This is a genomic window from Nonomuraea sediminis (assembly GCF_018531495.1).
In the GTDB taxonomy this organism is placed as follows: domain Bacteria; phylum Actinomycetota; class Actinomycetes; order Streptosporangiales; family Streptosporangiaceae; genus Nonomuraea; species Nonomuraea sediminis.
Window position 1 is genome coordinate 223,912 of sequence record NZ_JAHDTI010000004.1, and the last position, 15,082, is coordinate 238,993.

The 15,082-nt window shown below is 72.0% G+C and carries 13 protein-coding genes; 9 read left to right on the top strand and 4 right to left on the bottom strand.

Features of this window, described 5'->3' with window-relative positions:
- Positions 1-72: 72 nt before the first annotated feature.
- The gene (locus tag KIK09_RS20890) at positions 73-477 is read right to left on the bottom strand and encodes a DoxX family protein (RefSeq protein ID WP_214320953.1); all 405 of its coding nucleotides are present in this window, start codon (positions 475-477) and stop codon (positions 73-75) included.
- A gap of 186 nt (positions 478-663) precedes the next feature.
- Here KIK09_RS20890 and KIK09_RS20895 point away from each other — a divergent pair, with 186 nt between their 5' ends.
- Positions 664-1,953, top strand: a complete 1,290-nt coding sequence (locus KIK09_RS20895; RefSeq protein WP_214320954.1) for a polyadenylate binding domain-containing protein — start codon at positions 664-666, stop codon at positions 1,951-1,953.
- A gap of 51 nt (positions 1,954-2,004) precedes the next feature.
- On the opposite strand, the gene KIK09_RS20900 is transcribed toward KIK09_RS20895, so the two are convergent.
- Positions 2,005-3,141 carry a coenzyme F420-0:L-glutamate ligase gene (locus tag KIK09_RS20900; RefSeq protein WP_308164215.1) on the bottom strand — a complete coding sequence of 379 codons (1,137 nt, stop codon included), beginning with the start codon at positions 3,139-3,141 and terminating at the stop codon, positions 2,005-2,007.
- A gap of 521 nt (positions 3,142-3,662) precedes the next feature.
- Positions 3,663-4,601, bottom strand: a complete 939-nt coding sequence (cofD, locus tag KIK09_RS20905; RefSeq protein WP_214320956.1) for a 2-phospho-L-lactate transferase — start codon at positions 4,599-4,601, stop codon at positions 3,663-3,665.
- 182 nt (positions 4,602-4,783) lie between these two features.
- Between cofD and KIK09_RS20910 the strand changes: the two genes are divergently transcribed.
- The 4 genes from KIK09_RS20910 (at position 4,784) to KIK09_RS20925 (ending at position 11,413) form a co-directional block, all read left to right on the top strand.
- Positions 4,784-6,664 carry a hypothetical protein gene (locus KIK09_RS20910; RefSeq protein ID WP_214320957.1) on the top strand — a complete coding sequence of 627 codons (1,881 nt, stop codon included), beginning with the start codon at positions 4,784-4,786 and terminating at the stop codon, positions 6,662-6,664.
- A gap of 307 nt (positions 6,665-6,971) precedes the next feature.
- The gene (locus tag KIK09_RS20915) at positions 6,972-7,232 is read left to right on the top strand and encodes a WhiB family transcriptional regulator (protein ID WP_049564653.1); all 261 of its coding nucleotides are present in this window, start codon (positions 6,972-6,974) and stop codon (positions 7,230-7,232) included.
- 96 nt (positions 7,233-7,328) lie between these two features.
- The gene (locus KIK09_RS20920) at positions 7,329-10,121 is read left to right on the top strand and encodes a glycosyltransferase family 2 protein (RefSeq protein ID WP_214320958.1); all 2,793 of its coding nucleotides are present in this window, start codon (positions 7,329-7,331) and stop codon (positions 10,119-10,121) included.
- Positions 10,121-11,413, top strand: coding sequence for a DUF5719 family protein (locus tag KIK09_RS20925; RefSeq protein ID WP_214320959.1), 1,293 nt, complete (start codon positions 10,121-10,123; stop codon positions 11,411-11,413). Before KIK09_RS20920 ends, KIK09_RS20925 begins: the two co-directional genes overlap by 1 nt.
- Before the next feature lie 19 nt (positions 11,414-11,432).
- Here KIK09_RS20925 and KIK09_RS20930 read toward each other — a convergent pair whose 3' ends face one another.
- Positions 11,433-11,870 (bottom strand): metallopeptidase family protein, encoded by a 438-nt coding sequence (locus KIK09_RS20930; RefSeq protein WP_214320960.1) that lies wholly within the window; start codon positions 11,868-11,870, stop codon positions 11,433-11,435.
- Between the two features lie 166 nt (positions 11,871-12,036).
- Between KIK09_RS20930 and KIK09_RS20935 the strand changes: the two genes are divergently transcribed.
- From KIK09_RS20935 to KIK09_RS20950, 4 genes are read left to right on the top strand one after another with little or no spacing between them, the layout of a single operon-like run.
- Positions 12,037-12,405, top strand: coding sequence for a DUF3499 domain-containing protein (locus tag KIK09_RS20935; RefSeq protein WP_214320961.1), 369 nt, complete (start codon positions 12,037-12,039; stop codon positions 12,403-12,405).
- Positions 12,406-12,443: 38 nt separating this feature from the next.
- The gene (locus KIK09_RS20940; RefSeq protein WP_214320962.1) at positions 12,444-13,784 is read left to right on the top strand and encodes a phosphomannomutase/phosphoglucomutase; all 1,341 of its coding nucleotides are present in this window, start codon (positions 12,444-12,446) and stop codon (positions 13,782-13,784) included.
- 2 nt (positions 13,785-13,786) lie between these two features.
- Positions 13,787-13,954, top strand: a complete 168-nt coding sequence (locus KIK09_RS20945) for a Trm112 family protein (RefSeq protein ID WP_308164216.1) — start codon at positions 13,787-13,789, stop codon at positions 13,952-13,954.
- Between the two features lie 6 nt (positions 13,955-13,960).
- Positions 13,961-15,067 (top strand): bifunctional phosphoglucose/phosphomannose isomerase, encoded by a 1,107-nt coding sequence (locus tag KIK09_RS20950; RefSeq protein ID WP_214320963.1) that lies wholly within the window; start codon positions 13,961-13,963, stop codon positions 15,065-15,067.
- Positions 15,068-15,082: the final 15 nt, after the last annotated feature.

Below are 15,082 nucleotides of genomic sequence, written 5' to 3' on the forward strand. Positions count from 1 at the left end.
CTCCTTTACATGGGGGGATACCCCGAATCTAAAGGAAAGTTTCCTAACGGTAAATGCCGGGTTGACGCCCTGTCAGCGTTTCTTTCTGACCCTGGACACCAGCGTGTCGAAGGACCAGGGGCCGCTGCCGATCAGCACGAGCAGCAGGAACGACCAGCAGAACAGGGCCGCGGGCTCGCCGCCGTTGATCAGCGGGAAGAGGCCCTTGGGCTGGTGGACGGTGAAGTAGGCGAAGGCCATCGTGCCCGAGCAGAGCAGGGCGGCGGCGCGGGTGGCCAGGCCGAGCATGACCAGGCCGCCGGCGACCAGCTCGATCACGGCGGCCCACCAGTAGGGCCACGCGCCGATCGGGGGCGGCGCGCCGCCGCCGCGTGGGCCGCCCGGCACACCGAACAGGGTGGCTGCGCCATGACAGGCGAACAGCAGGCCTACCACTACGCGGAACAGTGAGACCACGGCGTCACGGATCGGCTCCATGAAGAGCTCCTTCGCGGGGGTGGCCTAAATGTAAAGGAAACTTTCCTAATAGTGAACATCGCATCCGGCCATAACGCGGCGTTATGTCCATGAACGAAACATGAGCCGTTGTCGAGTGTCGCCCGACCAACTCCCGGGGACCTTGCGGATGGTCATCTGATTCTCGGGGGTAAGGGAGTCGTTCTCATGCAGGTCAAAGCTCTGCTCGCGGGGGCGGTGGTGGCGGCAGGAGGGCTCTCGCTGCCTGCCGTACCGGCCGCCGCCGCGAGCCATCCCAAGGTGCACATCAATCCGGCAAAGGCCTGGCCCGGGTCGCACGTGCACGTCCGGGCACCCAGGAGGGGCCAGTTCGCGACGGTGACCTCCGAGGCGTTCGCCGACCCGGTCCAGCTCAACGGGAGCACGGGGACGGCCACGATCAGGCGGGGTGTCGCGCCGGGCACCTACAGCGTGCTGGCGCGCGACGCCGACTCGCGGAGGACGGCCACGGGTCACATCAAGGTGGGGGGCCTGCACGGGGGTGCCGCGGACATCATCGGTCCCTCTCGTCCCGATCCCCGGCCTGCTGCCGAGGACGCCGTTCCCGCCTCTCCCGACCGGCCTCGTCCGGCTGACAATGCCCTTCGGCCCTTCGACAGCGCCGCTCGGCTCGCCGAGCCGGTGGCAGCGCCTCCTCCGGTCGACCGCAAGGGTCCGCGGCTCCAGGGCCCCGGCCCGCGGTTGCCCAATGGCAAGATGCCCAAGCAGTACAACGACGGTGACACGTTCACCCCTCGGCATCCGAATGCGTGGATGCGGTCTCACCGTCCGCACCGCCAGGAGGACCGTGGCGCCCGCGCACTCAAGGACTTCTACCGCCAGCCGGACCGCCAGGCTCGCAACCCCATGAACAACGGCCGCCACCTGGGCCAGCGCCCGCAGTTCCCCGGTCAGCGGTCGCAGCTCCCCGGCAAGCACTCCCAGTTCCCTGGCCAGCGGTCGCAGTTCCCAGGTAAGAACTCCCGCTTCCCCGGTAAGAACTCCCAGTTCCCGGGTCAGCGGTCGCAGTTCCCTGGCAAGCAGTCCCGCTTCCCTGGTCAGAACTCGCGCTTCCCCGGGCAGCAGGGGCAGCTTCCGTGGGGGCAGCGGGGGCAGTTCCCGGGATCGCACTCGCAGTTCCCAGGCAAGCACTCCCAATTCCCCGGCCAGCACTCGCAGTTCCCAGGTAAGAACTCGCGCTTCCCCAGGCAGCAGGGGCAGCTTCCGTGGGGGCAGCGGGGGCAGTTCCCGGGGCCGTGGTCGCAGTTCCCTGGCAAGCACTCGCAGTTCCCGGGCCAGCGGTCGCAGTTCCCAGGTAAGCACTCGCAGTTCCCGGGTCAGCGGTCGCAGTTCCCAGGTAAGCACTCGCAGTTCCCCGGTAAGAACTCGCGCTTCCCTGGGAAGCATGGGCATTTCTCGAAGGATCTGCCGGTTCCCGCGCACGTCAGCGGGCTCTAGCGCATACGTGAGGGGGCGTGGCTCAGCAGAGCCGCGCCCCCTTCGCGTGCGTCAGCGGACGACGATGAAGTCGTCCGGGTCGATCGGCGGCCGATCGGGCGCCGGGGCGGCGGGGTGGCCGACCGCGACGTAGCCCACCGGCGTCCACGACTCGGGCAGGTCGAGCAGGTCCGCGGGCACCGGACGCCGATACCACGCCGAGCCCAGGCCCTCCATCGCCAGCTGGATCAGCAGGTTCTCCACGGCCGCACCGGCCGGCGCCTCGCCGCCGGGGCCGACCCGGCACGGCACCACCAGCAGCGGCGCGTCGTGCAGCTTCCGCCGCAGCTCGGCGGACTCGACCAGGACATACCGCACCGGCTCGCCGTCGTGCGGCGCCGTGACGGCCGCCGCCACGGCCCGCCGTACCGCTGACAGGTCGACCGATTCGTCGGAGAAGTCCGTGACAGTACGGCGGGCCGCGACGACGTCGCGGGAGCCGTAACGGAAGAGGTCCTCGTCGGCGGGGCGGATGAGCGGGCGCACGCCGGGCCCGTCGTCGGCGGTGACCAGGTGGGCCAGGCCGCGCACGATCGCGATCGGGACACCGGTGAGCTTGCCCTTGACCAGCTCCGCCGCCGCCGCGATCTCGTCGACGAGCGCGGTCACGGTGGCGTTCAGCGGGTTGCCGTGGGTGTCGTGGCCGCCGCGGTAGTCCTCCAGCGGGACCACCCCCGCGGCGCCGATCGCCAGATCGGTCAGCCCGTGCCGCCACGGACGCCCGAACGTGTCAGAGATGATGACGCCCACGTGCTTTCCGAGCTTCGCCCTGATACGGCGGGCCGAGGCGTCGGAGTCCTCGGGGAGCAGCAGTACGGTGCCCGGCTCGGTGTTCGAGGCGTCCACCCCCGCGGCGGCCATCACGAACCCGTGGTGCGTCTGGGAGATCACCGTGTCGCCACGCCTGGCCACCACCCGCTCGGTCTCCTCCATGATGGCGGCGGTCCTGTCGGGTGCCAGGCGGATGCGGCCCTCGGCCTTGCTCACGATCTTCGACGTGATCACCAGGATGTCGCCATCCCGCACGTCGACCCCGTCGAGCAGTGCCGCCACGTTATCCCCCGGCGCCACCTCCCCGATCCCCAGGACAGGCACCACCACCACAGCCTTCCGGCCATCGGCCCCGCCCAGCACATCACCCTCCACCACCACGTCTCCCCCTTCCACCCAAAACCCCGAACCCACCACACCAGAGACGCCACTCTCCACCGGCCACCCCGCCACCTGAGACCGACCGCTCCCCGATTCCCCGACACCCACCGCTTCCCTCACCCCGGCCTCCCCGGCGGCCGCCGTCTCCGTTGGGCCGGGTTCCCTGGTGCTCGCCGTACTGGGGGCGCCGGTCTCCGCCGTCGTCTCTTCCCGCCGTCCCGGCGCCTGGGGATGCGCGCTTCGCGGTTCCGCGGCGGCCGCCGTCTCCGTTGGGCCGGGTTCCCTGGTGCTCGCCGTACTGGGGGCGCCGGTCTCCGCCGTCGTCTCTTCCCGCCGTCCCGGCGCCTGGGGATGCGCGTGTTGCGGTTCCGCGGTGCCCGCCGTCTCCATTGCGCCGGGTTCCCCGGTGTCCGCGGTGCCCGCCGCTTTCCTTGCGACGGGTTCCGTGGGGCTCGCCGTGTTGGGGGCGCCGGGCTTTGGTGTTGTTTCTTCCCGGCGGCCTGGTGCCTGGGGGTGGGTCATGGGGTGAGGGATTGGGCGAGGGTCAGGGCGGCTTGGGCCAGGGACCTGGTGGTGTCGGGGGTGGTCATGAGGAGGGGGCGGGCTTGGACCTGGACGCCGGGCAGGGAGACGTGGGCGTCTTCCTCTGCGACGAGCCACCCGTTGACGAGGTCGGCGCCGTAGAGGTCGAGGACCGCCTGGGCGGTGGTCTCCACGCCGATGGCGGTGAGGCAGGCGTCGGCCATGCCGCGGACCGGGGCGCCGCCGATGATGGGGGAGACGCCGACGACCGTCTTGGGCAGGAGGGCGTCGCGGATCCCCGGGACTTGGAGGATCGTGCCGATCGAGACAACCGGGTTCGAAGGCGGAAAAATCACGAAATCGGCGGAGGCGATCGCCTCGAGCACCCCGGGGGCAGGCCGGGCCGTGTCCACGCCGACCAGGGCGATGGACTCGGCGGGCACCGAGGCGCGCAGCCGTACCCACCACTCCTGGAAGTGCACCGCCCGCCGCCCCTGAGCGTCGTTGATCACCACGTGCGTCTCGCACCGGTCGTCGCTCATCGGCAGCAACCGGACCCCGGGCTGCCAGCGCGCGCACAGCGCCTCGGTGATCTGCGAGAGCGGATAGCCCGCCTCCAGCATCTGCGAGCGCACGATGTGCGTGGCGAAGTCGCGGTCGCCGAGCCCGAACCACTGCGGCTCCACCCCGTAGGCCGCGAGCTCCTCCTTGACGACGTGGGACTCCTTGGCGCGCCCCCAGCCCTGCTCCTCGTCGATGCCGCCGCCCAGCGTGTACATCACGGTGTCGAGGTCGGGGCAGACCCGCAGGCCGAACAGGGTGATGTCGTCACCGGTGTTGCCGATCACGGTGATGTCGGCGTCGGGGGCCGCGGCGCGCAGGCCGCGCAGGAAGCGAGCGCCGCCGATGCCGCCGGCGAGGGACACGATGTGCATGCGGTCAGTCTCGCACCGTGCCCCGACAACCCTGTCCGGGGAGTCACGTTTTCGGTCCCACATGCCCTGAAAAATCATCACAAACGGATAGATGTGGTAGATGAGGTTGCTGGGACTCCCGCCGTCGAAGTCAGTCATGTGGCAAACTCCACTCGGGCCAAAGGGCTCCGATGGGGGTAGTTGTGAGCAAACTCGATGTAACCCGGCTGAAGGAACCGGCCGCGTGGATCATGCTGGCCGCGGGCCTGCTGGACATCCTCGTGGCCATCGAAAGGGTGCTGCTCGGAGGCTCCGGATACGGCTCCAGCTTCGCCGAGCGCGCGTCCGTCGGCCTGTCGGGTCTCACCAGCCCTGTCGTCACGGCCCTGCTCCTGGGCGCGGTCCTGCTCGTCACCAAGGTGGGCGACCCCTCGCCCAAGGCCAGGCTCTTCGCCTACGGCGCCGCCGCGGGCCTCGGCCTGTCCACGCTCTTCGGCGCCGCCTCGCTGATCCTGGGCCTGTTCGCCGGCGGCGGCGCCCGTGACACGGCGGAGTTCCTGCTCACCAGCGCCCCCAGCCTGGCGTTGAGCGGCATCGCGCTGGTCTACCTGCTCCCGCAGGTCCTGCCCGACCGCCCCGCCGCCCCCGCCTTCGGCCAGCAGAACTTCCCTCAGCAGCAGGGGTACGGCCAGCCCTTCCCCCAGCAGGGCTACGGCCAGCAGCCCCCCAGCTTCGAGCAGCAGCCCGCCTACGGCCAGCAGCCCGAGTACGGCCAGCAGGACCCGCAGCCGCTGTACGGCCAGCAACCCCCCAGCGCCGAGCAGCCCGCCTACGGTCAGCAGTACGCGCCGCAGCCCCCCACCGGCGCCCAGCCGCAGTTCGGCCAGCAGCCCCAGTACGGCCAGCAGCCCGCCACCGGCGCGCAGCAGTTCGCCCAGCCCGACCAGGCCTACGCTGCCCCGCAGGAGCAGCCCTACCAGGAGCCCCCCACCGCCCAGGTCAGGGCGGCACTGCCCCCGGCCCCGACCCCGGCCGAGCCGCAGCCCTACGCGCCGCCGGAGCAACAGGCCTACACCCCTCCGGTCGAGCAGCAGCTGTACACCCCCGCCGACCACCAGCAGTACGCGGCCCCTGAGCAGCAGTACACGCCCGCGGAGCCGCCGCAGCAGCAGTACGTCCCGGTCGAGCCGCAGCAGCAACAGCAGTACCTGCCCGCGGAGCCGCAGCAACAGCACTACGCCCCGGCCGAGCCGCAGCAACAGCAGTACACGCCCGCCGAGCCGCAGCCGTACGCCCCGGTGGAGCAGGCCTACACCCCTCCGGTCGAGCAGCAGGCCTACACCCCTGCGGTCGAGCAGCAGCAGTACGCCCCTGCCGACCACCAGCAGTACGCGGCCCCGGAGCAGCACCACTACGCGCCGCCCGAGCAGTCCTACACCCCGCCCCAGGACCACGGGTTCGCGCCGCCCGAGCAGCCCCAGTACGGCCAGCAGCCCGCCTACACCCCGTCGGAGACCCTCCCCGACCCCGGCTACCAGCCCGCCCCCTACGTCCCGGCGGACAGCCAGCCCAACGTGTACGGCAACGCGTACCCCACCCCGGCGCCGACGGACTACCCCACCCCGGACGGCCAGCACAACCCGTACGCCCCGCCGGCGGACTACGCCCCGGCGCACGGACACGTCGAGACCGCGCCCGGCCTGCCGTACCCCCAGCAGGACCAGCAGGCGTACTACGAGCGCCCGCCGGCCTTCGAGCAGGCGGACCCGCGTTCGCAGCAACTGATGGACGCCTACCAGCAGGCGGAGACCTACCAGCACTCGAACGCGGGCACCCAGCCCGAGCTGAGGGTGCCCGACTACGGCGCCGGCAGCCCGTTCGGCCACCCGCAGCAGCCGCAGCAGCAGCAGGGTGGCTACGAGCCGCAGCCCCAGACCTACCAGCCACAACACCAGGGCTGGACTGAGCAGCCCGGCGACTCGACGGTCAGGCTGGACCCGTCGATGTTCGGCGGGCAGCACCCGCAGGGAGACGACCCGATCGATCCCACCGCCATATACACCCCCAACGAGCCTCGCAGGTAATCGACCCGCAAAGAGCGGCTAGAGAGAAGGTGGGCCACGGGCGGGGGTCAATCCCGCCCTGGTACGGTTCCGACCGCTGACAGCGTTGAACACCCCAGGCCAACCCCATGGGCTGGGGGCTCGAACATCACATGCCATGCACACCGGGGCGAGAGCTGGTCTTTCCCCGGATAGCGGCATGCCGCTTGACGTCGGATACAAGACGCGCGTGTAATTACAACCATGTTGTTACGCCTTCCTGTGGGTGGGTAATAAGGAAGGCGTCCATGGGGGGCTCCATTGCGGGCGGGCGGCAGGGAGGTGTGCAGTGACCGATCTGGTCATCGCACAGGATCAGCTTGACGCTGAAGAACTCGGATGGCAGGAGCGCGCGCTCTGCGCGCAGACTGATCCGGAGGCGTTCTTCCCGGAGAAGGGCGGCTCCACGCGAGAGGCCAAGAAGGTCTGCCGATCGTGCGAGGTCCGAGCCGAGTGCCTGGAATACGCGCTCGAGCACGATGAGCGGTTCGGCATCTGGGGTGGGCTGTCGGAGCGGGAGCGCAGACGGATCAAGCGCCAGGCCGTCTAGGGGATATGGGCGAGAGGGGTCACGCGGGCTGCCGTGTGACCCTTTGTCGCATGTATGGTGGTCGGCGCCTGATCAACCCCCAGGAGCCGAGCACAGATGTCCCGTCCCTTCGTCACCGCGATCGTCGTGGCCCACGACGGCGGCCGCTGGCTCGGGGAGACCCTGCAGGGGCTGCTGCGGCAGAGCCGCCTGCCCGATCGCGTGGCCGGTGTCGACAACGGCAGCCGTGACAACTCCGCCGCCCTGATCAAGCAGGCGCTCGGCGAGGGCAACCTGCTCGGCCTGCCCCGCTCGACCGGGTTCGGCGAGGCCGTCGCGGAGGTGCTCGATCGGCTGCCGCGAGCGGGCGAGGAGTGGATCTGGCTGCTCCACGACGACTGCGCCCCCGACCCGCGCGCGCTGGAGGCCCTGCTGCGGGCCGCCGACGAGGACCCCAAGGCCGCGGTGCTCGGCCCCAAGCTGCGCGACTGGCTCGACCGCCGGCGCCTGCTCGAGGTGGGTGTGACCGTCGACCTTACGGGCCGCAGGGACACCGGTCTCGAGCCGCGCGAGTTCGACCAGGGACAGCACGACGGCACCAGGGAGGTGCTGTCGGTCTCGACCGCGGGGATGCTGATCCGGCGCGACGTCTGGGACCGGGTGGGCGGGCTCGACCCGTTCTTCCCGCTCTTCCGTGACGACCTCGACCTGTGCTGGCGGGTGCGCAACGCCGGGCATCGCGTGCTGGTCGTGACCTCCGCCGTGGCCTGGCACGCCGAGGCCGCGGCCCGCAGGAGGCGCAGGATCACCGTCAGCGGCGACCATCCGCGGCGGCTCGACCGGCGCAACGCGATCTTCGTGATCATGGCCAACCTGCCGTTCCGCGCGATGCTCTGGGCGCTGCTCAGGAACCTGTTCGGCTCGCTGTTCAGAACCGTGCTGTACGTGCTGGGCAAGCAGCCGGCCAACGCGCTGGACGAGCTGGTGGCGCTCGGCTCGATCCTGGTCCATCCCTTCCGGCTGCTGAGAGCCAGGAAGATGCGCCACGACGGCCGCAAGAAGGGTTACAACCGCATCAGGCGGCTGCTGACGCCGCCGGGCGTGGCCTACCGGCGGCTGGCCGACCTGGTCCAGGGCTTCCTGACGGGTGAGAGCACCGCCGCCGAGGGACGCCACCACGCCTCCGCCGACGAGGACGAGGCGGTGGCCATCGACGACTCCGGCGCCGTCAGGCGCTTCCTCGGCCGTCCCGGGCTCTGGCTGGTGTCGGGACTGGCCGTGATCACGCTGGTGGCCGAGCGCTCCCTGCTGGGCGACGGGCTGCTCGGCGGTGGCGCGCTCGTGCCTGTGGCCGGCGGGGCCGCTGATCTGTGGCGGTTCTACACCGAGGGCTTCCACGACATCGGGCTCGGCTCGACCGACTGGGCGCCGCCGTACGTGGCGGTGGTCGCGGCGCTGTCCACACTGGCGTTCGGCAAGACCTGGCTGGCCGTGTCGGTGCTGCTGCTCGGCTCGGTACCGCTGGCAGGGGCGTGCGCCTACCTGGCCACGCGGCGGATCGTCCCCGCGGTGTCGGCCCGGATGTGGCTGGCAGGAACCTACGCGCTGCTGCCCGTCGCGACCGGTGCCATCGCCGCGGGGCGGCTGGGCACCGCGGTGGTCTTCGTGCTGCTGCCCGTCTACGCCAACCTGGGCGTGCAACTGATGTCGCCCGACCGCAACCGCGCCCGCCGCGCGGCCTGGGGGTTCGGCCTGCTGCTCGCGGTCGGCACGGCGTTCGTGCCGCTGGTCTACCCGCTGGTCGCGGTGCTCGCCGTGCTCGCGGCCGTCGCCTACGGAGGGGTACGGCGGGGCCTGACGGTCTCCATCGCGATCGTGCTCGCCGTACCGGTGGCGCTGCTGCTGCCCTGGCTGGCCGGGCTCGTCACCGATCCGGGGCGGATCCTGCTCGAGGCCGGCCTGCACGATCCCGCGCTGGCCGACCAGGCGCTGGCGCCCGAGGCGCTGCTGACCTTCAGCCCTGGCGGCCCCGGGCTGCCGCCGTTGTGGGTGACCGCCGGCCTGATCGCGATCGCGCTGGCGGCCCTGGTGCTGCGCAGGCAGCGGATGATCGTGGCGATCGGCTGGGGCATCGCGCTGTACGGCGTGCTCGCGGCCATCCTGGTCAGCCGCATCAGCGTGGCCGGGGCGCGCGCCTGGCCCGGCGTGCCGCTCGCCCTGGCCGCCACCGGGCTGCTGGTGCTGGCAGGGCTGACCGCGCACCGGCTGACCGAGCTGCGGGCCGCCGGCGGGATCAGGAAGGCCGTGGCCGCGCTGGTCACCGCCGCGGCGTTCAGCACGCCGCTGCTGGCCGCCGGGTTCTGGGTCTACACCGGCGTGCGCGGGCCGCTGAGCGGTCACGCGCGCGACGTGGTGCCCGCGCTGGCGGCCGTGCAGTCCCAGCACGGCGAGCGGGCGCTGGTGATCAGGGGAACCTCGTTCACCGTGCTGCACCGCCGTACCCCGCTGATCGGGGAGGCGGAGCTGCCTGTCGCCTCCGACACGCGTGCCCGGCTGGCCGTCGCGGCGGAGGGCCTGATCGGCGGGCGCGGCGGCACGGACGCGGCGGTACTGGGCAGGAGCGGCGTGGCGCTGGTCGTCGTGGCGCCGCCCGTCAGCGACGACCTGGTCAAGACGCTGGACTCGCAGCCGTCGCTGCAGCGGGCGAGCCTGTCGGACGCCGGCGGCATGTGGCGCATCACCGAACCGGTCACGCGCGTCCCTGTCAGACCCGGTGACGCGCTGCACGCCCCGTGGCTGTGGGCGCAGGCCGCGCTGGTGCTCGTCGCGCTCGTGCTGGCCGCGCCGGGCCGCCGCGAGTCCGCCGCCGAGCCCGTGGAGGCGCCCGCGCCGGTGCTGGTGGGGGTCTGATGAAGGCGTTCGTGGAGAACAGGTTCGGGCTGTACCTGCTGGTGCTCGTCGCCCTCGGCGCGCTGTACGGCGTGGCCTTCGTGACCAGGCCCGCGCCCGCCGAGCCGCAACCGCCGGGACCGCGCAAGGTGGCCGTGGAGTCGGCCTCGGTGGTGTGCCCGGCCCCGCATGGGGCCAGGGTCAGCGTGTACGAGCAGGGCGGCGTGTCGGCCAAGGCGGTCAAGGACGCCAAGCCGTACGTGGTCGCCGGGCACGGCGGGCTCGAGGTCGGCTACACCACGCGCGTCACCCGCGGCGGCGAGCGCGGCCTGGCAGGGGTGCGCTGCACCGAGCCCACCGCCACCACCTGGCTGGTCGGTCCTGGACCTGCCGAGGCGTCGGTGACGCTGCACCTGGCCAACGTGGACAAGGCGCCCGCGCAGGTCGACATCCAGGTCTACGCCGCCGAAGGGCCCATCTCCGGGGACAAGGGGCTCGGCCTGGAGTTCAAGCCGGGCGAGCACCGCGACATCGACCTGCGGACGCTGGCCCCCTCGGCCGACATCATGGCCGTCGGCGTCAGCACCGCGCTGGGCCGCGTCGCGGTCGCCGCCAGGGCGGTCTTCGACGGCAAGGGCGTCGACTGGCTGCCCGCCGCCGCCCCGCCCGCCACCCGCGTGGTCGTGCCCGGGATCCCCGGCGGTGGCGGCATGCGGGAGCTGCTGGTCGCCGCGCCCGGCGACACGGACGCCAGCGTGCAGATCAGGGCGGTCAGCCAGGACGCCGAGTACGCGATGAAGGGCCGCGAGACCCTCGACGTCCCCGCCGGCGCGGTCGTCTCGCTCGACGTCACCACCGGCATCGGCGGTGAGGCGGCGGCGCTGGTGCTCACCTCGCAGACGCCGATCGTGGCCGGGATGGTCATCACCGGCACGGGCAACGAGCAGGACGTGGCCTTCACGGCCGGGACGGCGCCGCTCGACCTGGGCGGCGCGGTGGCCGACAACGCCAAGGGCTCCAAGCTCGTGCTCACCGCGCCGGCGGGCGCGGGCAAGGTCTCGGTCCAGGTCGTGCCCGGCGGCAAGGCGTTCGAGGTGCCGATCCCCGCGGGGCGCACCAAGGAGGTCAAGCTGCCGGGCAAGGGGGACTACGGCGTCGTGGTCACCCCGGTGTCGGGCCAGGTGTACGGCGCGCGGGTCACGCAGGAGCGGGTCGGGGGCGGGGTGCTGGTGACCGTGCGGCCGCTGGCTCCGGCGCGGGCCTACGCCGTGCTGCCGGGGCTGCGCGACGACCCGGGCCCGGTGCTCCGCTAGCGCCGCGGTGGGGAAGGCGTCAGCGGCCGTCGTAGCCGGGGTCGACCGTGTCGGGGGACAGGCCCAGGAGGGTGGCGACCTGCTCGACGACCGTGTCGTGGACCAGCGCACCGAGCGTGTCGCGGTCGCGGGCGCGGGCCTCGAGCGGGCGGCGGTAGATCACCACGGCGGCCGGGTCCTGGCCGCGGGCGGGATCGGCGCGCCCGAACGGTATCGGCCCTTCGCCAAGGCCGGGGCCGTCGCCGAGCTCGCTGAGCGGCGGGACGTCCTCCACCGCGAACTCCACCGCGGACAGCTGCCTGCCCCACTGCGGGCGGAGCCGGTCGACCGCGTCGAGCACGAGGTCGTCGAAACGTTCACTACGGGAGCGGGCGATCGGCACGTGCGATGGCGCCAGCGGTCCGCGCAGGCCGCGACCGTGCCTGTCGCGCCGCCTGGGGCCGCGCTTGGGTGTCACCGGATCAGTGTATTCGGGACAGCCTGGTTGGCACGCTCTGGATGGCACGTGCCCAAGGGCGGCATGTTGGTGGAAAGGCTGCGACAGGTGTCCGAATTGTGGCGACACGCTCGTTAAGAGCGCTCAGATAGTGGCGCCTGGCACTCTTACCGGATACGGTCCCTCCGTGAGCCCCGTCCGTCGTTGTTCCCGCACCGCTTGCAGCCAGCCTGCCGTCTTCACGCTCACGTACGTGTACGCCGACTCGACCGCTGTTCTCGGCCCCCTGGCGACGTACGCCGAGCCACACTGCTATGACCTGTGCGCCGAACACGCCGAGCGGCTGACCGCTCCCCGCGGCTGGGAGGTCGTGCGGCTGCCGACGGACGGCAACTCACCCAGCTCCGACGACCTCGAGGCGCTGGCCAACGCCGTCAGGGAGGCCGCCAGGCCGGCCCCGGCCGGCGGTGGCGAGCCCGTGGGACAGGGAGTGGAGGTCGGCCGCCGGGGGCACCTGCGCGTTCTCCGGTCGGCCCAGCAGCACCGCGACCGGTAGGCTCGTTCTGCAGAAGACGACCTAGGGGCGGAGCTGGAGTGGGCGACCTCGCCAAGATCTTCAAGGCGTACGACGTGCGCGGCGTCGTGCCCGACGAGCTCGACGAGCGGACGACCGAGGCCGTGGGCGCCGCCTTCGTCGAGCTGACCGCGGCGAAGTCCGTCGTCGTCGCGCACGACATGCGCGAGTCGTCCGTCCCGCTGTCGGCCGCGTTCGTGCGCGGGGCCACCGCGCGCGGCGCCGACGTGGTCAACGCTGGGCTCGGCTCCACCGACCTGCTCTACTACGCCTCAGGCAGCCTGGGACTGCCGGGCGTGATGTTCACCGCGAGCCACAACCCCGCCCGCTACAACGGCATGAAGATGTGCCGCGCGGGCGCGGTGCCCATCGGCGCCGACACCGGCCTGGTCGAGATCCGCGACCGCGCCGCCGAGCTGCTCGGCGGGGTCGGCGAGCCGACCGGCTCCGTGATCGAGAAGGACCTGCTCCACGGCTACGCCGAGCACCTGCGCACGCTGGTCGACCTGTCGGCGATCCGGCCGCTGAAGGCGGTCGTCGACGCGGGCAACGGCATGGGCGGTCACACGGTGCCCGCCGTCTTCTCGGGACTGCCGGTCGAGGTGGTCCCGCTCTTCTTCGAGCTCGACGGCTCCTTCCCCAACCACGAGGCCAACCCGCTCGAGCCGGCCAACCTGGTCGACCTGCAGCGCGCGGTCGTGGCGACGGGCGCCGACCTGGGCCTGGCCTTCGACGGTGACGCCGACCGGTGCTGGGTGATCGACGAGCGCGGCGAGTCGGTCTCGCCGTCCGCGGTGACCGCGCTGGTGGCCGCGCGGGAGCTGGCCAAGCACCCGGGCGCCACGATCATCCACAACCTGATCACCTCGCAGGGGGTCCCGGAGATCGTCCGCGAGCACGGCGGCGCGCCGGTCCGCACGCGTGTCGGCCACTCCTTCATCAAGGCAGAGATGGCCCGCACCGGTGCCGTCTTCGGCGGGGAACACTCCGCCCACTACTACTTCCGCGACTTCTGGTTCGCCGACTCGGGGATGCTGGCCGCCATGCACGTGCTGGCCGCGCTGGGCGAGCAGGAGCGGCCGCTGTCGCGGGTCGTGGAGACCTACTCGCGCTACCACGCCTCCGGCGAGATCAACAGTACGGTCACCGACCAGGCGCTCGCGCTGTCGAAGGTACGGCACGCCTTCAGCGAACGCGGCACCGTCGACGAGCTCGACGGGCTTACCGTGACGGGTGCGGGCTGGTGGTTCAATCTGCGTGCGTCCAACACCGAGCCGCTGCTCAGGCTGAATGCCGAGGCGGCCGACGAGAGCAAGATGGCGGCGATCAGGGACGAGGTCCTCGCCGTCGTAAGGAGCTGAACGTGAAGATCGACGACTGGCTGCTGGAGATTCTGGCCTGCCCGGCGTGCAAGTCGCCGCTGCGCGCCGAGAGCGAGGCCGAGGAGCTGGCCTGCACGGGCTGCGGCCTGATCTACCCGGTCCGTGACGAGATCCCTGTCCTGCTGGTCGACGAGGCTCGGAAGCCGTAGGGCTCGATGGAGTTCCTCACCGAGCGGCTCGACGACCAGGACCATCTGATCGCGGCCGATCCCGGCGGCATGCTGCCGGCCGTGGCCGCCTCCGCCGCGCAGGTGCGCACCGGCTACCGGATCGCCCTCGAGGCGGGCGTCGAGCGGCTGGGCGGCGGAGGCAGGCCGCGGGCGATCGTGGTCATCGGGATGGGCGGCTCGGCGATCGCCGGCGACATCCTGGCCGCCGTCTGCGGCAACGGCGCGCCGCTGCCGATCCTGACCGTGCGGGGCTACCAGCTGCCCGGCTGGGTGGGCGCCACCGACCTGGTGATCGCGGTGTCCTGCTCCGGCAGGACCGAGGAGACGCTGTCGGCCGCCACCGAGGCCGTGCGCCGCGGCTGCACGCTGCTGGCCGTGGGCGGTCCCGGCTCGCCGCTCGAGGCGATCGCCACGCAGGCCTCGGGGCTGTACGTGCCGGTGCCCGCCGAGGGCCAGCCCAGGGCCAACATCTGGCTGCTGACGATCCCGCTGATCGTGGCCGCGGCGGCGATCGGCGTGGCCCGGGCCGACGCCGGCACGTTCGAGAACGTGGCCAAGACACTGGAGGACATCGCCCACCGGTGCAGGCCCGCCAGCGAGTCGTTCGTCAACCAGGGCAAGTCGCTGGCCGCCGAGCTGGCCGAGAGCGTCCCGATGATCTGGGGCTCCTCGCCGCTCGCGGCGGTCGCCGGCTACCGGCTGGCGTGCCAGCTCAACGAGAACGGCAAGTACCCGGCCGTCTTCGGCGAGCTGCCCGAGGCCAACCACAACCAGGTCGTCGCCTTCGACGGGGCGCTGGCCGAGCGCGACATCTTCGCCGACACCGCCGGCCGTACGCTGCGGCTGGTGCTGCTGCGCGACACCGAGGAGCACCCGCAGGTCGCGCGCAGGCGCGAGGTGTCGCTACGGCTGGCGGAGGACCGCGGCGTGCCCGTCACGGAGGTGGCCGCCGAGGGGGCGCACCCGCTGGAGCGGCTGGCCTCGCTGATCGGATTGGGCGACTACGCGAGCACCTACCTGGCGCTGGGTTACGGTATCGACCCCACCCCGGTGACGGCGATCACCGAACTCAAGGCCAGAATTTCGCAATAGGATCCCTTTTCGGGC